Below are 14,793 nucleotides of genomic sequence, written 5' to 3'. Positions count from 1 at the left end.
CAGTTACGACACGACACCCCGCTGGGCCTCAGATCTGCAGGGTGAACCAGGTGGTCTTACCCGTACCGTTCGGCCTGACACCCCAACTCTGGGCCAGTGCCTCGACAATGGTCAGCCCCCGGCCCGACTCCTCCTCGTCGGCGGCCAGCCGCGGGTGCGGGTGCTCCGGGCTGTGGTCGCTGATCTCGACCGTCAGCTCGGCCGCGGTACGGCGCAGCCGCAGGCCGATCGGGCCGCGGGCGTGCCGGACGGAGTTGGTGAGCAGCTCGGACAGCAGCAGACAGGCGTCGTCCGCCCGGTGCTCGCAGCCCCAGGCGAGCAGCGCCTCGGCCAGGAAGCCCCGGGCGGCGGCCACCGCCGAGGGCACGGCCGGGAGTTCGGTGGTGGTGGCCGCCAGCGGCGCCTCGGGGAGCCGGGTGAGCAGCAGGGTGACGTCGTCGTTGTGGCCCTCGGCGTCCGGCAGCAGGGCCCGTAGCACCCGGTCGGCGACCTCCTCCAGCTGCTGAACGGCCGCGAAGGCCTCACCCACCGCGCCCACCAGCTCGCCGAGTTCGGCCTCGATGTCCCCGCCGGGCGTCTCCACCAGGCCGTCGGTGTAGAGCAGCAGGGTCGCCCCCGGCGGCACCGCCATCCTGGTCTGCTGGTGCGGGATGCCGCCCACCCCGAGCGGGGCACTCACCGGCGCGGGCAGCACCCGGACGGGATCGCCGGGCGCCGCGAGCAGCACCGGCAGGTGCCCGGCCGAGCAGATGGTCACCTCGCCGGTGTCGGGGGCGATCACCAGGTAGCAGCAGGTGACCAGTTGGTCGGGCAGCTCCAGGTCCGTGACCGCCGCGTCCAGCGCCTGCATCAGCCGGCGCGGCTCCATCCCGGTCTTGGCCAGCGCGTGCGCGGCCGAGCGCAGCTGCCCCATCACGGCCGCCGCCTCCAGGCCGCGCCCCATCACGTCCCCGATCAGCACCCCGACCCGCCCGGCCCCCAGCGGTATCAGGTCGAACCAGTCCCCGCCCACCCCGGCGCCCTGGGTGGCGGGCAGGTAGCGGCTCGCGGTGGTCAGGCCCGGGATGGCGGGCGGGGTGCCCATCAGGCTCCGCTGCAGGGTGAGCGCGATGTGCCGCTGCTGCTCGTACAGCGCGGTCAGCTCCGCCTCGGCCCGCTTGCGGTCGCTGATGTCCCGCACGATCGCGCAGGCGCCGGTCACGGGGCCGTCGGCGATCCTGGTCGGCCAGAGCGTCACGTCCACGTCGACCTGGGCGCCGCTGCGGGTGACCCGCAGGGTCTCGAAGTGCTCGACCCGCTCGCCCGCGCCGAGCCGCTTGAGCAGCACGGTGATCTCCTCGCGATGCTCGGGCGGGGCCAGCATCGCGACGTGGCACCCGAGCGCCTCGGCCGCCGTGTAGCCGTACAGCGACTGCGCCGCCGCGTTCCAGTAGGTGATCCGCCCGTCCAGGGTCTTGGCCAGGATCGCGTCCTGCGAGGACTCCACCAGGGCGGCCAGTTCGTTGATCCGCGCCTCGGCCGCCTTGCGGTCGCTGACATCCCGCACCGCCGCCGAGAACAGCAGCCCGTCGGCCGTCTCCAGCGGGCTGAGGCTGATCTCCACCGGGAACTCGGTGCCGTCCTTGCGCAGCCCGTGCAGCTCCAACCCGGCCCCCATCGGCCGTACCTGGCGGTTGGCGGCGTAGCCGTCCCGGTGCCGCGTGTGCTGCTCCCGGAACCGCCCGGGCACCAGCAGCTCCACCGGCTTGCCGAGCAGCTCCTCCCGCCGGTACCCGAACAGCGCCTCCGTCTGTGCGTTCACCAGCGTGATCACCCCGCCGTCGTCCACGATCACCATCGCGTCCGGCGCCGCCTCCAGCAGCCCCCGGAACCGCCGCTCGGCCGCTCTCCCTGCCCCGCCGCCCATGTACTCGCTCCCTCACCCGACCCCCGGTGCCGTTGCCGCCCCACCCCACCGCATCGGGCCCGCCCCCGCCCCCGCATGTCCGCAACTGCTCCCACTCGCCTGAATATGCCAACAGAACGTGCAGTTTCGACCGGCCCGAACGCGTCACACCTCTTGGACGGCCCTCCGAATCACTTGAACACATCACGACAATTACCAGGCGAATTTAATAGTCATATGATTTTGGGACCCATTGCCGCCCGCTTGTCCGCCATGAAATCGTCCGGCTGACCGGTCGCCATTTCGCCAAAGGGGAGTGTGCCGAGATGAACGTCCATGCCAAGAATTCGACTTTCCGGCGTCGCGGCCGGGCCGCCGCGGCCGTGGGCGGCGCCCTCGCCGCCGCACTGACCGCCGGCCTGCTGATCGGCGGCACATCCACGCAGGTCACCGCCGCCCCGGCACCCGCCGCCGTGGCGCCGGCCACCACCGACCCGCAGGGGCTCACCACCGCCGAACTCGCCGACTGGCAGCAGCGGACCGCCACCCCGGCCGGACGTGCTCAGGTCATTTCCGACCTCCAGGACGCCTTTTCCGGAATCGCCACCGTAGGCACCGGCCCCATGCCGGCGAGCGGGCCCGCAAGCGGCGTCACGTCCGCGACCTACACCGACGGCGGCCGAATCGTCCAGGCCTTCTCCTCCGGATTCGACCGCGACCACTTCTGGATCATCGCCTCCTACGGGGACATCGCCCACGGAGCCATCAACGCCGCCGTCGCCGCCTGCGCCACCCGCCTCCCCGGCTGGCTCTGCGCCTCCGCCGGCGGCCTCCTCTCCTCCTGGGCCAACGGCTGGGGCTACGCCACCAACCACGGCGTCTGGGCCGCCGTCTACTGGAACCCCCCACACGTCACCGGCGGCCGCTGGTAACCCACCCCCGCCGACGGCCCCGCACCCCGCCGACGGGGCCGTCCGGCACGGGGGCGACATCCTCTCCGCCGAGCCAAAGCAGCCCTGCGAGGCAGGCCGCGTCTCACTGACCTGTCGGACCGCCAGGTCAGGCATGCCTGTCCTGCGAACCGTCTAACTCCTGCGGTGCCGCCCACTTCCTTTGCGCAACAACGCCACCGGCGTGTCCTCCTGTGGCGGAGCGAACTCGTCACCGCGTCGAACGATCATCGGGTACGCATCCGCGAAGCTCTCGGCCACAGCCAGCGGCAGCCATGCCTTGCCGTCCCATTCCACAACCAGACGCGGGGTATCCCGGAACAGTTGGTCGCCCTGAGCCTTCGAGTCCAGACTCAGCGCGTCCCGGGTGCCCGGCGGCCGGACCCGGTCGGCGCGGGCGGCGTACCAGTCGGTCACGGTTTCGTCGTCGGGTTCGAGCACTGCTGGCCCTCTCGCTGAGCGTCATCCCGAGGTTAGCCGTCCTGGCTGCTCGGTGGGGATGCTCCAGGCCATCGGAGCAGCCCGAAGGGCGCCCGCTCACGCAACGCATCGGCGTAGGCGGTCGAGTCGTCGAACTCCCGGAAGCTGGTGATCGGATCGTCCGCCGCGTACAGCATGGCGAGAGCGCACGGGTGGCAGAAGTCCTGTCCGGTGTCCAGATCCCGAAGATTCGCGTAGTGCTGGCACCCAGACCACTGGCACCGCCTACGGTGCTTTCCGCCGGTCTTCCGTCCCGCCATGGTGTGGTAATCCGCCGAGCTACCTTGGTTCCCGGCCGAGCACCGAGAGTCGCTGGGCCGAGCGGAGCCGCAGCGCAAACTGGTCGGTGGGCAGCGTGGACGACCAGTCACCGAGTAGGCCCACCAGGCGCTCGGCCAGCGTGCCGAAGTCCTGCCCGCCAAGGTTCGGCGGAAGCGCTTCGCGCAGTTCCTCGGTGTCCTCGCCCAGCTCCAGCAGCTTGCGCAATGCGTAGTGAACCGTCAGGAGTTGCACGCCGAACGTGAGGTGCAGGCTGTATTCCTCCGTGCTCTGTCCCGCGTGTACCCAGCCACGGGGGATGAAGAGCACCTGTCCGGCCCGCAACGTCGCCTCGAAGTGAGGGGCATCCTTCTCGAACCGGGCCTTGTCCTCGGGGTCGAACCCGATCTTCGACCAGTTGTGGTGTTCCAGCGGGTTGACGAATGTCGGGGCGAAGATGCGCCACAGCTTCGCGCCTTCAGCCTGCGCGATGAACACGTGATGGCAGTCCCAATGCCATCCGAATCCCTTCGCCCGTCCGGCGGGCGTGAGGTAGAGGTTCCCGGTGACCGGGTGGCCCAGCATGGACGACAGCTCCTCGCAGAACTGCATGATGGGCGGGTACGACCGGTGGAGCCCGTTGAGGACCAGGGTGTCAGTCGGGTGATCGGCGGATGCCCGTTCAGCGGTCAGTACGCCGTCACGGACCATCCCGAACCCGCCTGGCCGGATGTCCGGGTCAATCAGGATCTCGCGGGCGGCTTGCCGACTGGCGAGCTGTTGCAGGTCCGCCGCGTCCCGGTCGTACACCGTGGGGACCGAGGGCCACGCGGTGCGGAAGTCGTCCGGGTCGGCGACCAGCCTTGACAGTGCAGTCTGCACGTTGGCAATCCCTTCTCGTAGGGTGGGAAGAGACGGCCGCCCCAGTTGAGTTGGGGCGACCGCCTCCTTCACGTGCGAATGTGTCAGCCGATCAGGCCGTCGTACTGTCCGGCAGCGAACGCGTCCCTGAGCTTGCGCAGCTCGCCGGGGGTGCCGGTGATCACAGCGCCGTCGTTGTTGATGTTGGCGATGGCGACCAGGCCGTTTCCGGCCCTGGCGACCGCGAAGCACTCCACCGTGTCGTCCAGGTGGGAGCCGTGGACGGAACATCTGGGAGGCAGAACCGCATGGCCAGGCGTGACTACGAGGACGACCCGAACGCCCCCCAGCCCAACAGCCTGGTTCCGGCTGCGTCGGTGGTCGTGGTGGACGAGGTAGGCCGCATCCTGCTCCAGCGGCGGACAGACAACGGACTATGGGCACTGCCCGGGGGAAAGATGGAGCTGGGTGAATCCATCGCAGGCTGTGGCATCCGGGAGACCCGCGAAGAGACCGGCATCGACATCGAGATCACCGGCATCGTGGGCACTTACACCAACCCCGGCCATGTCTTCGCGTACGACGACGGCGAGGTCCGCCAGGAGTTCTCCGTCTGCCTGCTCGGCCGACCCGTCGGCGGCACCCTCCGAGCATCGGACGAGTCCTTCGAGGTCGCCTGGTACACCCCGGCCGAGGTCGACGCCCTCCCCATGGTCGCGAGCATCCGTAAACGGCTCAACGACTGGCGCAGCGGTCAGATCCCGGTGATCCGGTAGCCCCGCCCAACCAGTGTCGGCTTGTCCACCGGACGGCCTCCCAGCTCAGGCGCCCCGCCTGCCGGGCTCGTGGAGGAGATCGAATTCCCCGTTCGCGATGGCGTCGGCCAGCTCCCTCCGCCGGGCCAGCTGCACCATTCCCAGCAGTGCCGCGCGGACCGTGGCGGCCGCCGTCGCGGTGCCGAACAGACACTGAGCCTCAGCCAGAAGACCATCGTCGAGATCGATTGCGATACGCGCCATAGCGTTCCCTCTGTCCCGCGACGATGCCGGTGGCACACGAGCATAGAGGCCGACGGCCCCGCACTCCGGCGAGTGCGGGGCCGTCCGTTCGAGGGGGTGTCAGCCGAGGCCGAGGGCCGGCATCGCGTAGTAGAAGGCGAAGACGGCGGCGACCGCGTACATCGCGACCGGCACCTCACGCCCCCGGCCCGCCGCCAGGCGGAGGATGCAGAAGGCGATGAAGCCGAAGCCGATGCCGTTGGTGATGGAGTAGGTGAACGGCATCATGATCATCGTCAAGAAGGCCGGGACGGCGATCGTGTAATCGCTCCAGTCGATCTCGCGGATCGAGTTCGCGAGGATCAGGAAGCCGACGGTGACCAGGGCCGGGGTGGCGGCCTGGGCCGGGACCATGGTGGCCAGCGGGGTGAGGAAGAGGGCCAGCAGGAAGAGGCCGCCGGTGACGATGGAGGCGAAGCCGGTGCGGGCGCCCTCGCCGACGCCGGCGGTGGACTCGACGAAGCAGGTGTTGGCGGAGGAGGAGGTCGCGCCGCCCGCGGCGGTCGCGATGCCGTCCACCATGAGGATCTTGTTGATGCCCGGCAGGTCACCCTTGGCGTCGAGCAGGTGGGCTTCGTCGGCCACGCCGAGGATGGTGCCCATCGCGTCGAAGAAGCAGGACATCAGGACGGTGAAGACGAACAGCACCCCGGTCACCAGACCGACGTGGTGGAAGCCGCCGAACAGGCTCACCTGACCGACCAGCCCGAAGTCGGGGGCCGCCACCGGGTTGCCCGGCCAGACCGGCACGGTCAGGCCCCAGGCGGAGGGCGCGATGGTCGCGGCCTGGTCGAGCAGCAGCGCGAAGGCCGTCATCGCCACGATGCTGATCAGGATCGCGCCCGGCACCTTGCGGATCACCAGTACCAGGGTGAGCAGCAGCCCGAGGATGAATACCAGCACCGGCCAGCCGACCAGGTGCCCGGTGCCGCCGAGCTGCACCGGCACGGTGGTGTGGGCGGCGTCCGGCATCCGGCTGACGAAGCCGGAGTCGACCAGGCCGACCAGCGAGATGAAGAGGCCGATGCCGATCGCGATCGCCTTGCGCAGGCCGAGCGGCACCGCGGTCATCACCCGCTCGCGCAGCCCGGTGGCGACCAGCAGCATGATGGCGAAGCCGGCCAGCACGACCATGCCCATCGCGTCCGGCCAGGTCATCTTCGGGGCGAGCTGCAGGGCGACGATCGTGTTGACGCCGAGCCCGGCCGCCAGGCCGATCGGGACGTTGCCGATCACGCCCATCAGCAGCGTGGTGAGCCCGGCGGTGAGCGCGGTCGCGGTGACCAGCTGGGCGCTGCTGAGGTGGGTGCCGTGCATGTCGACGGCGCTGGCCAGGATGATCGGGTTCAGCACCAGGATGTAGGCCATGGTGAAGAAGGTGGCGACCCCGCCGCGGACTTCGCGGCCGAGCGTGGAGCCGCGCTCGGAGATCCGGAAGAAGCGGTCCAGCACACCCGTGGGCGGCGTGGTCTGGGAGGGCGCGGGCGACTCGGTGGTCGGCTGGGCCTGCGGAGACATTCGGGCGTCCTCGTCGGGTGGGGGGAGAGGAGGAGGGGACGGCCCGGAGCGACGGTGGCCGGGCCCGCCGGGAGCGGTCGCGCGCGCGGGGGGCTCACCGGAGTCTCAAGTATGGGTTTCTCGGTCGTGCACGCGCCATCTTCGCGCGTAGATCACGCCACTTACGGTCAAGACCGATCAGCGCCCGGCCAACCGGCCCCGGCCACCTCTCCACCGCGCACCCGGTCGCCCCGTACGCTATGCCCCATGGCCAAGACCCCGCTGCACCCCTCCCCGCCGCCTTACGAGGTGAACGATGTCGCGATCGTCGGCGGCGGCACGGTGCTGTGGTTCGTCGCCTTCCTCGCCCTGCTGCCCTTCGATGCCACGCTGAGCAGCCACGGCCACCACTACTGGCCGTGGATCTGCCTGTCCGGCTCCGGCCTCGGGCTGATCGGCCTCTGGTACTGCCGCGCCCGCCAGGCGGCCATCCGCCGCAGCCGGGAAGCCGCCGCCGAGGCGCCCGCCGAGTAGGCTGAACGGTGGTCGTCCGTACAAAAACCGGTGGCCCGCCACGGCCGTCGCACGCGATGATGCCGCCATGGCAGACCATGACGACACCTCGGATCCCGACGAGATCTTCGAGGCCCTGATCGCCGAGGCCGGCACCGCCTCCGTCGACGGCTGGGATTTCGGCTGGCTCGACGGGCGGGCCACCGAGCAGCGCCCCTCCTGGGGTTACCAGAAGCTGCTCGGCGAGCGGCTGGCCGGCGTCCAGGCCGCGCTCGACATCCAGACCGGCGGCGGCGAGGTGCTGGCCGGGGCCGGCGCGATCCCCCCGGTGATGGCCGCCACCGAGTCCTGGCCGCCGAACGTGGCGAAGGCGACGAGCCTGCTGCACCCGCTCGGCGCCGTGGTCGTCGCCGATCCGGACGAGCCCCCGCTGCCCTTCGCCGACGCCGCCTTCGACTTCGTGACCAGCCGGCACCCCGTCACGGTGCACTGGGCCGAGATCGCCCGGGTGCTGCGCCCCGGCGGCAGCTACCTCGCCCAGCACGTGGGCCACTCCAGCGTCTTCGAGCTGGTGGAGTACTTCCTCGGCCCGCTGCCCGAGGAGACCCGCCGGGCCCGGCACCCGGAGCGGGACCGCGCGGCCGCCCTCCAGGCCGGCCTGGAGGTCACCGATCTGCGCTTCGAGCGGCTGCGGGTGGAGTTCCACGACATCGGCGCGGTGGTCTGGTTCCTGCGCAAGGTGATCTGGATGGTCCCCGGCTTCACCGTCGAGGGGTACCGCGGGCAACTGCGCGCCCTGCACGAGCAGATCCGGGCCGAGGGCCCGTTCGTCGCCCACTCCAGCCGCTTCCTGATCGAGGCCCGCAAGCCGAGCTGACCGGGCGGCGGCCCCGCCGCAACCGAGTGGCGCCGGCCCCGCCCCCGCCACTCGGTTGCCCCGAATCGCCCCACAGTAGGGCGCACCGGACATACCACCCACCTAGAGTCGGTGCCATGACGCACCCCGCGGAAGACACCACCGACCAGGGCCCGACCGCCCCGGGCGCGCACCCCAGCCGCCCGGGCAGCGAGCGCCGCAGCGGGCTGACCACCGCCGAGGTGGCCGAGCGGATTGCGAACGGCCAGGTCAACGACGTCCCGGTGCGCTCCAGCCGCTCGCTGCGGGAGATCGTCCGGGCGAACGTCTTCACCAGGTTCAACGCGATCATCGGCGTGATGTTCGCGATCATCCTGGTGGTCGGCCCGCTCCAGGACGGCCTGTTCGGCCTGGTGATCGTGGCCAACACCGCGATCGGCATCATCCAGGAGCTGCGCGCCAAGAAGACCCTCGACGGGCTGGCCCTGATCGGCGAGGTCAAACCGCAGGTCCGCCGGGACGGCACCACTCAGCAGATCTCCGTCGGCGAGATCGTGCTCGACGACACCGTGCTGCTCGGCATCGGCGACAAGGTGGTGGTGGACGGCCTGGTCACCGAGGCGGACGGCCTGGAGATCGACGAGTCGCTGCTCACCGGCGAGCCCGACCCGGTGCTCAAGCAGCCGGGCGACGAGGTGATGTCCGGCAGCTTCGTGGTGGCCGGGGCCGGCTCCTTCACCGCCACCAAGGTCGGCCGCCAGGCGTACGCGGCGCAGCTGGCCGAGGAGGCCAGCCGGTTCACCCTGGTGAAGTCGGAGCTGCGCAGCGGCATCGACTCGATCCTGAAGTTCATCACCTGGCTGCTGATCCCCACCGCGATCGGCCTGATCGTCAGCCAGCTGGCGGTGGAGAAGCACGACTGGCGCGAGGCCGTGCGCCGGATGGTCGCCGGGATCGTGCCGATGGTGCCCGAGGGCCTGGTGCTGCTCACCTCGGTCGCCTTCGCGATCGGCGTGGTGCGCCTGGGCCGCAAGCAGTGCCTGGTGCAGGAGCTGCCCGCGATCGAGGGCCTGGCCCGGGTCGACACCGTCTGCCTGGACAAGACCGGCACCCTCACCGAGGGCGGGATGGACCTGGTCGAGCTGCGCCCGCTCACCGAGGAGGGCCTGCGGCCGGGCGCACCGCTGGCCAACCACGTCCTGGCCGACCGCGAGGTGCTCACCGGCGCGCTCGGCGCGATGGGCCGGGCCGACTCCCGGCCGAACCCGAGCATGCAGGCCGTGATCGACGCGTACGGGGGACAGGGCGGCGGCCAGGGCGAAGGCGGCTGGCGGGTGCTCGAGGCGATGCCGTTCTCCTCGGCCCGCAAGTGGAGCGGGGTGCAGTTGCTCGAGCCGCAGGGCGGCGAGGCCAGCTGGCTGCTCGGCGCGCCGGACGTGCTGCTGCCCGCCGGGCACCCGGCGCTGGCCGAGGTGGACGAGCTGGGCGCGCAGGGCCTGCGGGTGCTGCTGCTCGGCCGCTCCCCGCTGGCCCTGGACTCCCCCGACCCGGCGGCGCAGCTGGAGCCGCTGGCACTGGTGGTGCTGCGCCAGCGCCTGCGCGAGGACGCCGCCGGCACGCTGGCCTACTTCGAGAGCCAGCGGGTCGAGGCCAAGGTGATCTCCGGCGACAGCGCCGTCTCGGTCGGCGCCGTCGCCGCCCACCTGGGCCTGCCCGGGGCCGACCACCCGCTGGACGCCCGCACCCTGCCCACCGACGCCGAGGCGCTGGCCGAGACCGCCGACCGCACCACCGTCTTCGGCCGGGTCACCCCCCAGCAGAAGCGCGACCTGGTCGGCGCGCTGCAGTCCCGCGGCCGCACGGTCGCGATGACGGGGGACGGTGTCAACGACGTGCTGGCCCTCAAGGACGCGGACATCGGCGTGGCGATGGGCTCGGGCAGCGAGGCGACCCGCGCGGTCGCCCAGATCGTGCTGCTGGACGACAGCTTCGCCACCCTGCCCTCGGTGGTGGCCGAGGGCCGCCGGGTGATCGGCAACATCGAGCGGGTCGCCGGGCTCTTCCTGGTGAAGACGGTCTACTCGGTGCTGCTCGCCCTGCTGGTGGTCTTCACCCACATGCCGTACCCGTTCCTGCCCCGCCACTCGACCGTGCTCAGCTCGCTGACCATCGGCATCCCGGCCTTCTTCCTGGCACTGGCTCCCAACAACGAGCGGGCCCGCACCGGCTTCGTCCGCCGGGTGCTGCGGCTGGCCGTGCCGGGCGGGGTGATCGCGGGCGCGGCCACCTTCACGGCGTACGCGCTGGCCCGGGCCAACCACGCGACCGAGCTCAAGGCGGACACCAGTGTGGCGACGCTGACCCTCTTCCTGGTCGCGATCTGGGTACTGGCCATCGTGGCCCGCCCCTACACCTGGTGGCGGCTGGCCCTGATCGGCACCATGGGGGGAGCGTTCGCGCTCGTCCTGATCGTGCCGTGGCTGTCCGACTTCTTCCAGCTGGAACTGGCGGGGACACGTGATCCATGGACGGGTGTGGCGATCGCCGTGGTGGCAGGCTTGCTGCTGGAGATCGTCTCGCGGGTGCTGAAGCGGCAGGCGCAGAACGGGGGCTGACAGGGTGGCACGCAGGGGTGGGGATCTGGAGGCGTTCACGGCGTTCTGCCTGGGCGGCACGGCGGCCTTCCTGAGCTGGCTGGGCTGCCACGGGCTCGCCGCCGCCCACGCCCTGCCGGAGCCCCTGCACGGCTACAGCCCGCTGGCGGCCGCCCTGATCGGCCTCGCCTGCACCGTGACGGCCTACCGCACCCTGCGGGCCCCGGCCCCGCCCGAGGTGCAGCTGCAACTGACCACCCTGCGGACCGTCAAGGCCGCCCAGGACGCCAAGTTGCGGCTCCCCCGGGCCCGGGGCCCCAGGTGACCGGCCGACCGGCTGGCGGGCCGACCGGCTGGCGGGCCGACCGGCCGACCGGCTGACCGGCTGACCGGCTGACCGGCTGACCGCGCGGGGAGCTACCCCTCGAAGTCCCGTGCGGCCAGCAGCTCGTAGGCCCGCTCGGGCTCCGTGAGCGCCGCCAGGATCTCGAAGCGGCGGTGCCACTGCCCGACCGACCAGGCCAGGCCGGCGGCCAGGCCCTCCGGGGTGGCGGCGTGCAGCAGTCCCGGGACGGGCGGAACGTCGAACTCGTCGTCCTCGTCGCCCGTTTCGGCGTCCTCGGGGTCGTACGGCAGCTCCGGCGTGGCCGCCGAGGTGTCCCAGCGCCAGCCGACCGCGGCCTCCCCGCCGTCCGCTCCGACCACCAGCAGTTCCTCGTGCTCCTCGTACGCGGCGGGGCATCCGGGCAGCAGCTCCCGCACCACCGAAGGCGTCCGGTGCAGCGTCCCCTCCGAGAGGACCCGGCCGCCGGCCACCTCGCTGGCCAGCGAGACGTGCAGCCGCTCGGCCAGGGCGGCGGCCAGCTCGGGGGCGACGGGCAGCACCGGGTGGGAGTGCAGCAGTTCGACCAGGTCGGGGGCGTCGGCCACCACCGCCTCGGCGGCGTCGACCAGCACCGTGCCGTCCGGGCGGCGCCCGGTGGCCTCATCCAACGGCGGCACCGCCCGCACCACGTCCAGCGGGTCGATGCGCTCCACCGGCACGCTCGCCAACTGCGTGAAGATCCCGTGCAGTTGGCGGTGCGTCACCTCCGAGGCGGGGTCGGTCAGCCGGTCGAGCAGCTCGTCCGCGCCGTGCGGCTCGGCGAGCAGCGCGCTCAGGGTGGTGCGCACGCCCAGGGCGTGCAGGAAGGTCTCGTCCAGCGTGGTGCGGGCCTCGTCGTAGAGGCCGCGCAGCAGCGGGTCGGCCCCGGCGGCCCGCAGGCCGGCGGGCTCGCGTCCGTCGAGCACCGGGTGGTCGCGCAGCCACCAGGCGGTGTACGGCGGGAGGTCGGCGTACCGGCCGTCCGGCAGCAGGGTGCGGACGGGGTTGACCACGGCATCCCGGTACGGGGGGCGGGCGAGCAGGGCGAGCGCCTCGGGCCAGGCCTCCTCGTCCACCAGGTCGAGGTCGCGGACGGCGAGCAGCTCGGCGGCGACCGGCGGCACGCCCAGCTCGGCCGAGTCCGCGTGCAGCGTCTCCAGGGCGTCCTCGCACCAGTCGGCCAGGCCGTCGGGGGCTTCGTCGATCAGGCCGGTCGGGCGGCCGCCGGCCGCGCGGTCGGCGGGGGCGGTCGGGTCGAGCCGCTCCAGGTCGTCCGGGTCGAGCACCACGTCCTCGGCGCGGGCCAGCACGAAGACGCTCAACACCCCGGCGGCGGCCAGCACTTCGGCTCCCCAGCGCTCGAGCAGGTCCTCGTCCACGTACCCGGCGTCGTCCTCCCGGGCCAGGGCGGCGAGCGGGCTGTCGGGCAGGATCAGCTCACCGGCGCGGGACAGCTCGCCCTCGTCGTCCGGCAGGGCCAGGCGGGCCAGCCAGGGGTGCTCCCCGGCGGTGATCCCGGCGGCCTTCACCAGGGCGAGCACGGCGTCCGCGAGGTCCACCGCCGCGTCGAAGTCGTCCTCGCCCTGCTCCAGCGAGCGCGCCACGGCGGCCCGCACCTCGGGGGTGTCGAGCACCCCGGCCGGGGTCGCGGTGCCCGCGCCGAGCTTGGCGAGCAGCGGGTGGGCGGCCTCGGGGTGGGCCAGGCGCAGGTCGAGCAGGCCCAGGGCGTCGGCCAGCGACTCGGGGTAGCCCTCGTACCCGGCCCAGTCGGCGGCGTCGGAGGGCAGCAGCACCCGGCGCGGCCCGGTCACCGTCCGGCCGTCGGCCAGCGGCACCGGCAGGGCGCCGAGCGCCTCCGGGTCGGCCCCGCCGAGGGCGGAATAAAGATTCCGCCACCAGGCGGGCTCCCGCTCCAGGCCGCCGAGCTGGTCGACCACCTCGGCCAGCGGCACCCGCCGCACGCCGAGCACGCGCAGCTCGGTCCGCCGCTCCAGGCCGGCCGGCAGCAGGCCGGGGAAGATCGGGGCGAGCGCCTCGACCACCGAGTGGTCGGCGCCCTCGAGCAGCGTCGCGTCGCGCGGGCGCAGCGCCGGGGTGCCCTCCTCGACCGGGGCCGGGTGCGGCAGGAAGGGCGTCTCGGGGAGCAGCGCGAGGATCGCCGCGCGCAGCGCGTTGTCCAGCGCGCCCTGGCCGAGCGGGCCGGGCACCAGGCCGAGCGAGCCGAGATCGCCGCCGCGGGCGCGCAGCAGCTCGGCGTAGGCCTCGGCGGCGCGGGCGGTCAGGAAGTCGGTGAGCGGGCCGGGGGCCACGTGCCGCCGGGTGGAGTCCAGCGGGTAGCCCGCGATCAGCAGCGCGGGCACGCCGAGCGGCTCGTCGCTCGGGGTGGGCGCGTGCACCACGGGGGCGGTGGCCAGGGCCAGCGGGGCGTCCTCGGGGCCGACCGGCACGGCCCAGGTCACCGACCAGTACGGGCGGGCGCGCTCCTCGGTCGGGCGGTCCGTCAGCAGTTCCGGAGCGGTGGCGCCCTCGACGGTGACGGTCTGCCAGCGGGTCGCCGCCTCGTCGTCGGTGACGGTGACCACGGTCAGCCCGTCCGGGTGCTGCTCGGCGGCGGTGCGGGCCAGCCGGCGGCTTCCCTCGGGCGTCTCGACCACGACCTCGGCCAGGCCGGGCAGGGTGAGCAGCAGGGCCGCGTCCAGGCCGTCGAGCAGACGGCGGGTCAGGTCCTCGGCGGCGGCGTCGCGCAGCGGCAGCACCACGACGGTGTCGTAGCCCTCCGGCGCGGCGCCCTCCGCGGGCAGCGGCAGGCGCAGCAGCGGTACGTGGCCCTCGCGGCGGCGCAGCTCCTCGGCCAGCTCCGGACGGGCCTCGGTGAGCACCTGCGCCTCGGCCAGCGACCAGCGCACGCCGCCGTGCGCACTCAGCACGGCGGGCTCGTCGGTGACGGCGAGGACGGCGGCGAAGCCGACGCCGAAGCGGCCGACGGTCGGGGCTTCGTCCGAGCGCTTGGAGGAGGCCCGCAGGGTCGAGAGCGACTCGACGGCGGCGGCGTCCAGCGGCGCACCGGTGTTGGCGGCGGCGAGCACCCCGTCCCGCAGGGTCAGCCGCAGCCGGCCCGGGCCGCCGCCGGCGCGGGCCGCGGCGTCCGCCGCGTTCTGCGCCAGCTCGACGATCAGCCGGTCCCGGTACCCCCCGAGCGCCAGCTCCTCCTCGGCGTTCGCGTCCTCCCGGAACCGCGCGGGGGCTGCCGCCCAGGCCGCCAGCACCCGGTGGCGCAGGCCCGCCGTGTCGAAGACGTCGGCAACCTGCTCGCCGCCACTGCCGATGATCCGAGGCTCCACAAACCGTCCTTCAGTCAGTTGCAACACCCAGGGGCGCGAGGAACTGCGCTGCCAGCCATGCACGTGGCCGTACGGACCACAGTGCGCCAGTTGCACTATGCCAGGGGCGCGAGCAACCACGCGCAGCAGTAGGCCT

Annotated in this window: 14 protein-coding genes; 6 read left to right on the top strand and 8 right to left on the bottom strand. The window is 72.8% G+C overall.

The window, feature by feature from the left end; genetic code table 11:
* Positions 1–28: 28 nt before the first annotated feature.
* Entirely contained in the window at positions 29–1,906 is a 1,878-nt protein-coding gene (locus tag ABT095_RS11070; RefSeq protein WP_350529041.1) for a PAS domain S-box protein, read from the bottom strand.
* A gap of 305 nt (positions 1,907–2,211) precedes the next feature.
* On the opposite strand from ABT095_RS11070, the gene ABT095_RS11065 reads away from it, so the two are divergent.
* Positions 2,212–2,817 (top strand): hypothetical protein, encoded by a 606-nt coding sequence (locus ABT095_RS11065; RefSeq protein ID WP_350529040.1) that lies wholly within the window; start codon positions 2,212–2,214, stop codon positions 2,815–2,817.
* Positions 2,818–2,970: 153 nt separating this feature from the next.
* On the opposite strand, the gene ABT095_RS11060 is transcribed toward ABT095_RS11065, so the two are convergent.
* From ABT095_RS11060 to ABT095_RS11045, 4 genes are all read right to left on the bottom strand, one after another.
* Complete coding sequence (locus ABT095_RS11060) at positions 2,971–3,276, bottom strand: DUF6087 family protein (RefSeq protein WP_350529039.1); 306 nt, start codon at positions 3,274–3,276, stop codon at positions 2,971–2,973.
* A gap of 32 nt (positions 3,277–3,308) precedes the next feature.
* Positions 3,309–3,452: a hypothetical protein gene (locus ABT095_RS11055; RefSeq protein ID WP_350529038.1), complete on the bottom strand. Its 144-nt coding sequence runs from the start codon at positions 3,450–3,452 to the stop codon at positions 3,309–3,311.
* Positions 3,453–3,594: 142 nt separating this feature from the next.
* Positions 3,595–4,455 (bottom strand): JmjC domain-containing protein, encoded by an 861-nt coding sequence (locus ABT095_RS11050; RefSeq protein ID WP_350529037.1) that lies wholly within the window; start codon positions 4,453–4,455, stop codon positions 3,595–3,597.
* Between the two features lie 83 nt (positions 4,456–4,538).
* Positions 4,539–4,691: a hypothetical protein gene (locus ABT095_RS11045; protein WP_350529036.1), complete on the bottom strand. Its 153-nt coding sequence runs from the start codon at positions 4,689–4,691 to the stop codon at positions 4,539–4,541.
* A 51-nt stretch (positions 4,692–4,742) separates the two neighbouring features.
* Between ABT095_RS11045 and ABT095_RS11040 the strand changes: the two genes are divergently transcribed.
* Positions 4,743–5,210, top strand: a complete 468-nt coding sequence (locus ABT095_RS11040; RefSeq protein ID WP_350529035.1) for an NUDIX hydrolase — start codon at positions 4,743–4,745, stop codon at positions 5,208–5,210.
* Positions 5,211–5,255: 45 nt separating this feature from the next.
* Here the strand turns inward: ABT095_RS11040 and ABT095_RS11035 are convergent, their stop codons facing one another.
* Both ABT095_RS11035 and ABT095_RS11030 read right to left on the bottom strand, forming a co-directional pair.
* Positions 5,256–5,453 (bottom strand): type II toxin-antitoxin system VapB family antitoxin, encoded by a 198-nt coding sequence (locus tag ABT095_RS11035; protein WP_350529034.1) that lies wholly within the window; start codon positions 5,451–5,453, stop codon positions 5,256–5,258.
* Positions 5,454–5,552: 99 nt separating this feature from the next.
* Positions 5,553–7,010, bottom strand: coding sequence for an NCS2 family permease (locus ABT095_RS11030; RefSeq protein ID WP_350529033.1), 1,458 nt, complete (start codon positions 7,008–7,010; stop codon positions 5,553–5,555).
* Between the two features lie 246 nt (positions 7,011–7,256).
* On the opposite strand from ABT095_RS11030, the gene ABT095_RS11025 reads away from it, so the two are divergent.
* The 4 genes from ABT095_RS11025 (at position 7,257) to ABT095_RS11010 (ending at position 11,277) form a co-directional block, all read left to right on the top strand.
* On the top strand, positions 7,257–7,523 hold the full coding sequence (locus tag ABT095_RS11025) for a DUF2530 domain-containing protein (protein WP_350529032.1): 267 nt from the start codon (positions 7,257–7,259) through the stop codon (positions 7,521–7,523).
* A 67-nt stretch (positions 7,524–7,590) separates the two neighbouring features.
* Positions 7,591–8,379 carry a class I SAM-dependent methyltransferase gene (locus ABT095_RS11020; RefSeq protein WP_350529031.1) on the top strand — a complete coding sequence of 263 codons (789 nt, stop codon included), beginning with the start codon at positions 7,591–7,593 and terminating at the stop codon, positions 8,377–8,379.
* Between the two features lie 116 nt (positions 8,380–8,495).
* Positions 8,496–10,973 carry an HAD-IC family P-type ATPase gene (locus ABT095_RS11015; RefSeq protein ID WP_350529030.1) on the top strand — a complete coding sequence of 826 codons (2,478 nt, stop codon included), beginning with the start codon at positions 8,496–8,498 and terminating at the stop codon, positions 10,971–10,973.
* A 4-nt stretch (positions 10,974–10,977) separates the two neighbouring features.
* Entirely contained in the window at positions 10,978–11,277 is a 300-nt protein-coding gene (locus tag ABT095_RS11010) for a hypothetical protein (RefSeq protein WP_350529029.1), read from the top strand.
* A 92-nt stretch (positions 11,278–11,369) separates the two neighbouring features.
* Here ABT095_RS11010 and ABT095_RS11005 read toward each other — a convergent pair whose 3' ends face one another.
* Positions 11,370–14,657: a sacsin N-terminal ATP-binding-like domain-containing protein gene (locus ABT095_RS11005; protein ID WP_350529028.1), complete on the bottom strand. Its 3,288-nt coding sequence runs from the start codon at positions 14,655–14,657 to the stop codon at positions 11,370–11,372.
* Positions 14,658–14,793 lie beyond the last annotated feature (136 nt).

The organism is Kitasatospora sp. NPDC002227 (assembly GCF_040296285.1).
Taxonomy (GTDB): Bacteria; Actinomycetota; Actinomycetes; order Streptomycetales; family Streptomycetaceae; genus Kitasatospora.
Note: the sequence above shows the minus strand (reverse complement) of the source record. Positions and strands in the feature narration are given on the sequence as shown.

Excerpts from the sequence above, each read along its gene's own strand:
- ABT095_RS11070 (WP_350529041.1), bottom strand. The coding sequence starts at position 1,906 with ATGGGCGGCGGGGCAGGGAGAGCGGCCGAGCGGCGGTTCCGGGGGCTG.
- ABT095_RS11065 (WP_350529040.1), top strand. The coding sequence starts at position 2,212 with ATGAACGTCCATGCCAAGAATTCGACTTTCCGGCGTCGCGGCCGGGCC.
- ABT095_RS11055 (WP_350529038.1), bottom strand. The coding sequence starts at position 3,452 with ATGCTGTACGCGGCGGACGATCCGATCACCAGCTTCCGGGAGTTCGAC.
- ABT095_RS11040 (WP_350529035.1), top strand. The coding sequence starts at position 4,743 with ATGGCCAGGCGTGACTACGAGGACGACCCGAACGCCCCCCAGCCCAAC.
- ABT095_RS11035 (WP_350529034.1), bottom strand. The coding sequence starts at position 5,453 with ATGGCGCGTATCGCAATCGATCTCGACGATGGTCTTCTGGCTGAGGCT.
- ABT095_RS11030 (WP_350529033.1), bottom strand. The coding sequence starts at position 7,010 with ATGTCTCCGCAGGCCCAGCCGACCACCGAGTCGCCCGCGCCCTCCCAG.
- ABT095_RS11025 (WP_350529032.1), top strand. The coding sequence starts at position 7,257 with ATGGCCAAGACCCCGCTGCACCCCTCCCCGCCGCCTTACGAGGTGAAC.
- ABT095_RS11020 (WP_350529031.1), top strand. The coding sequence starts at position 7,591 with ATGGCAGACCATGACGACACCTCGGATCCCGACGAGATCTTCGAGGCC.
- ABT095_RS11015 (WP_350529030.1), top strand. The coding sequence starts at position 8,496 with ATGACGCACCCCGCGGAAGACACCACCGACCAGGGCCCGACCGCCCCG.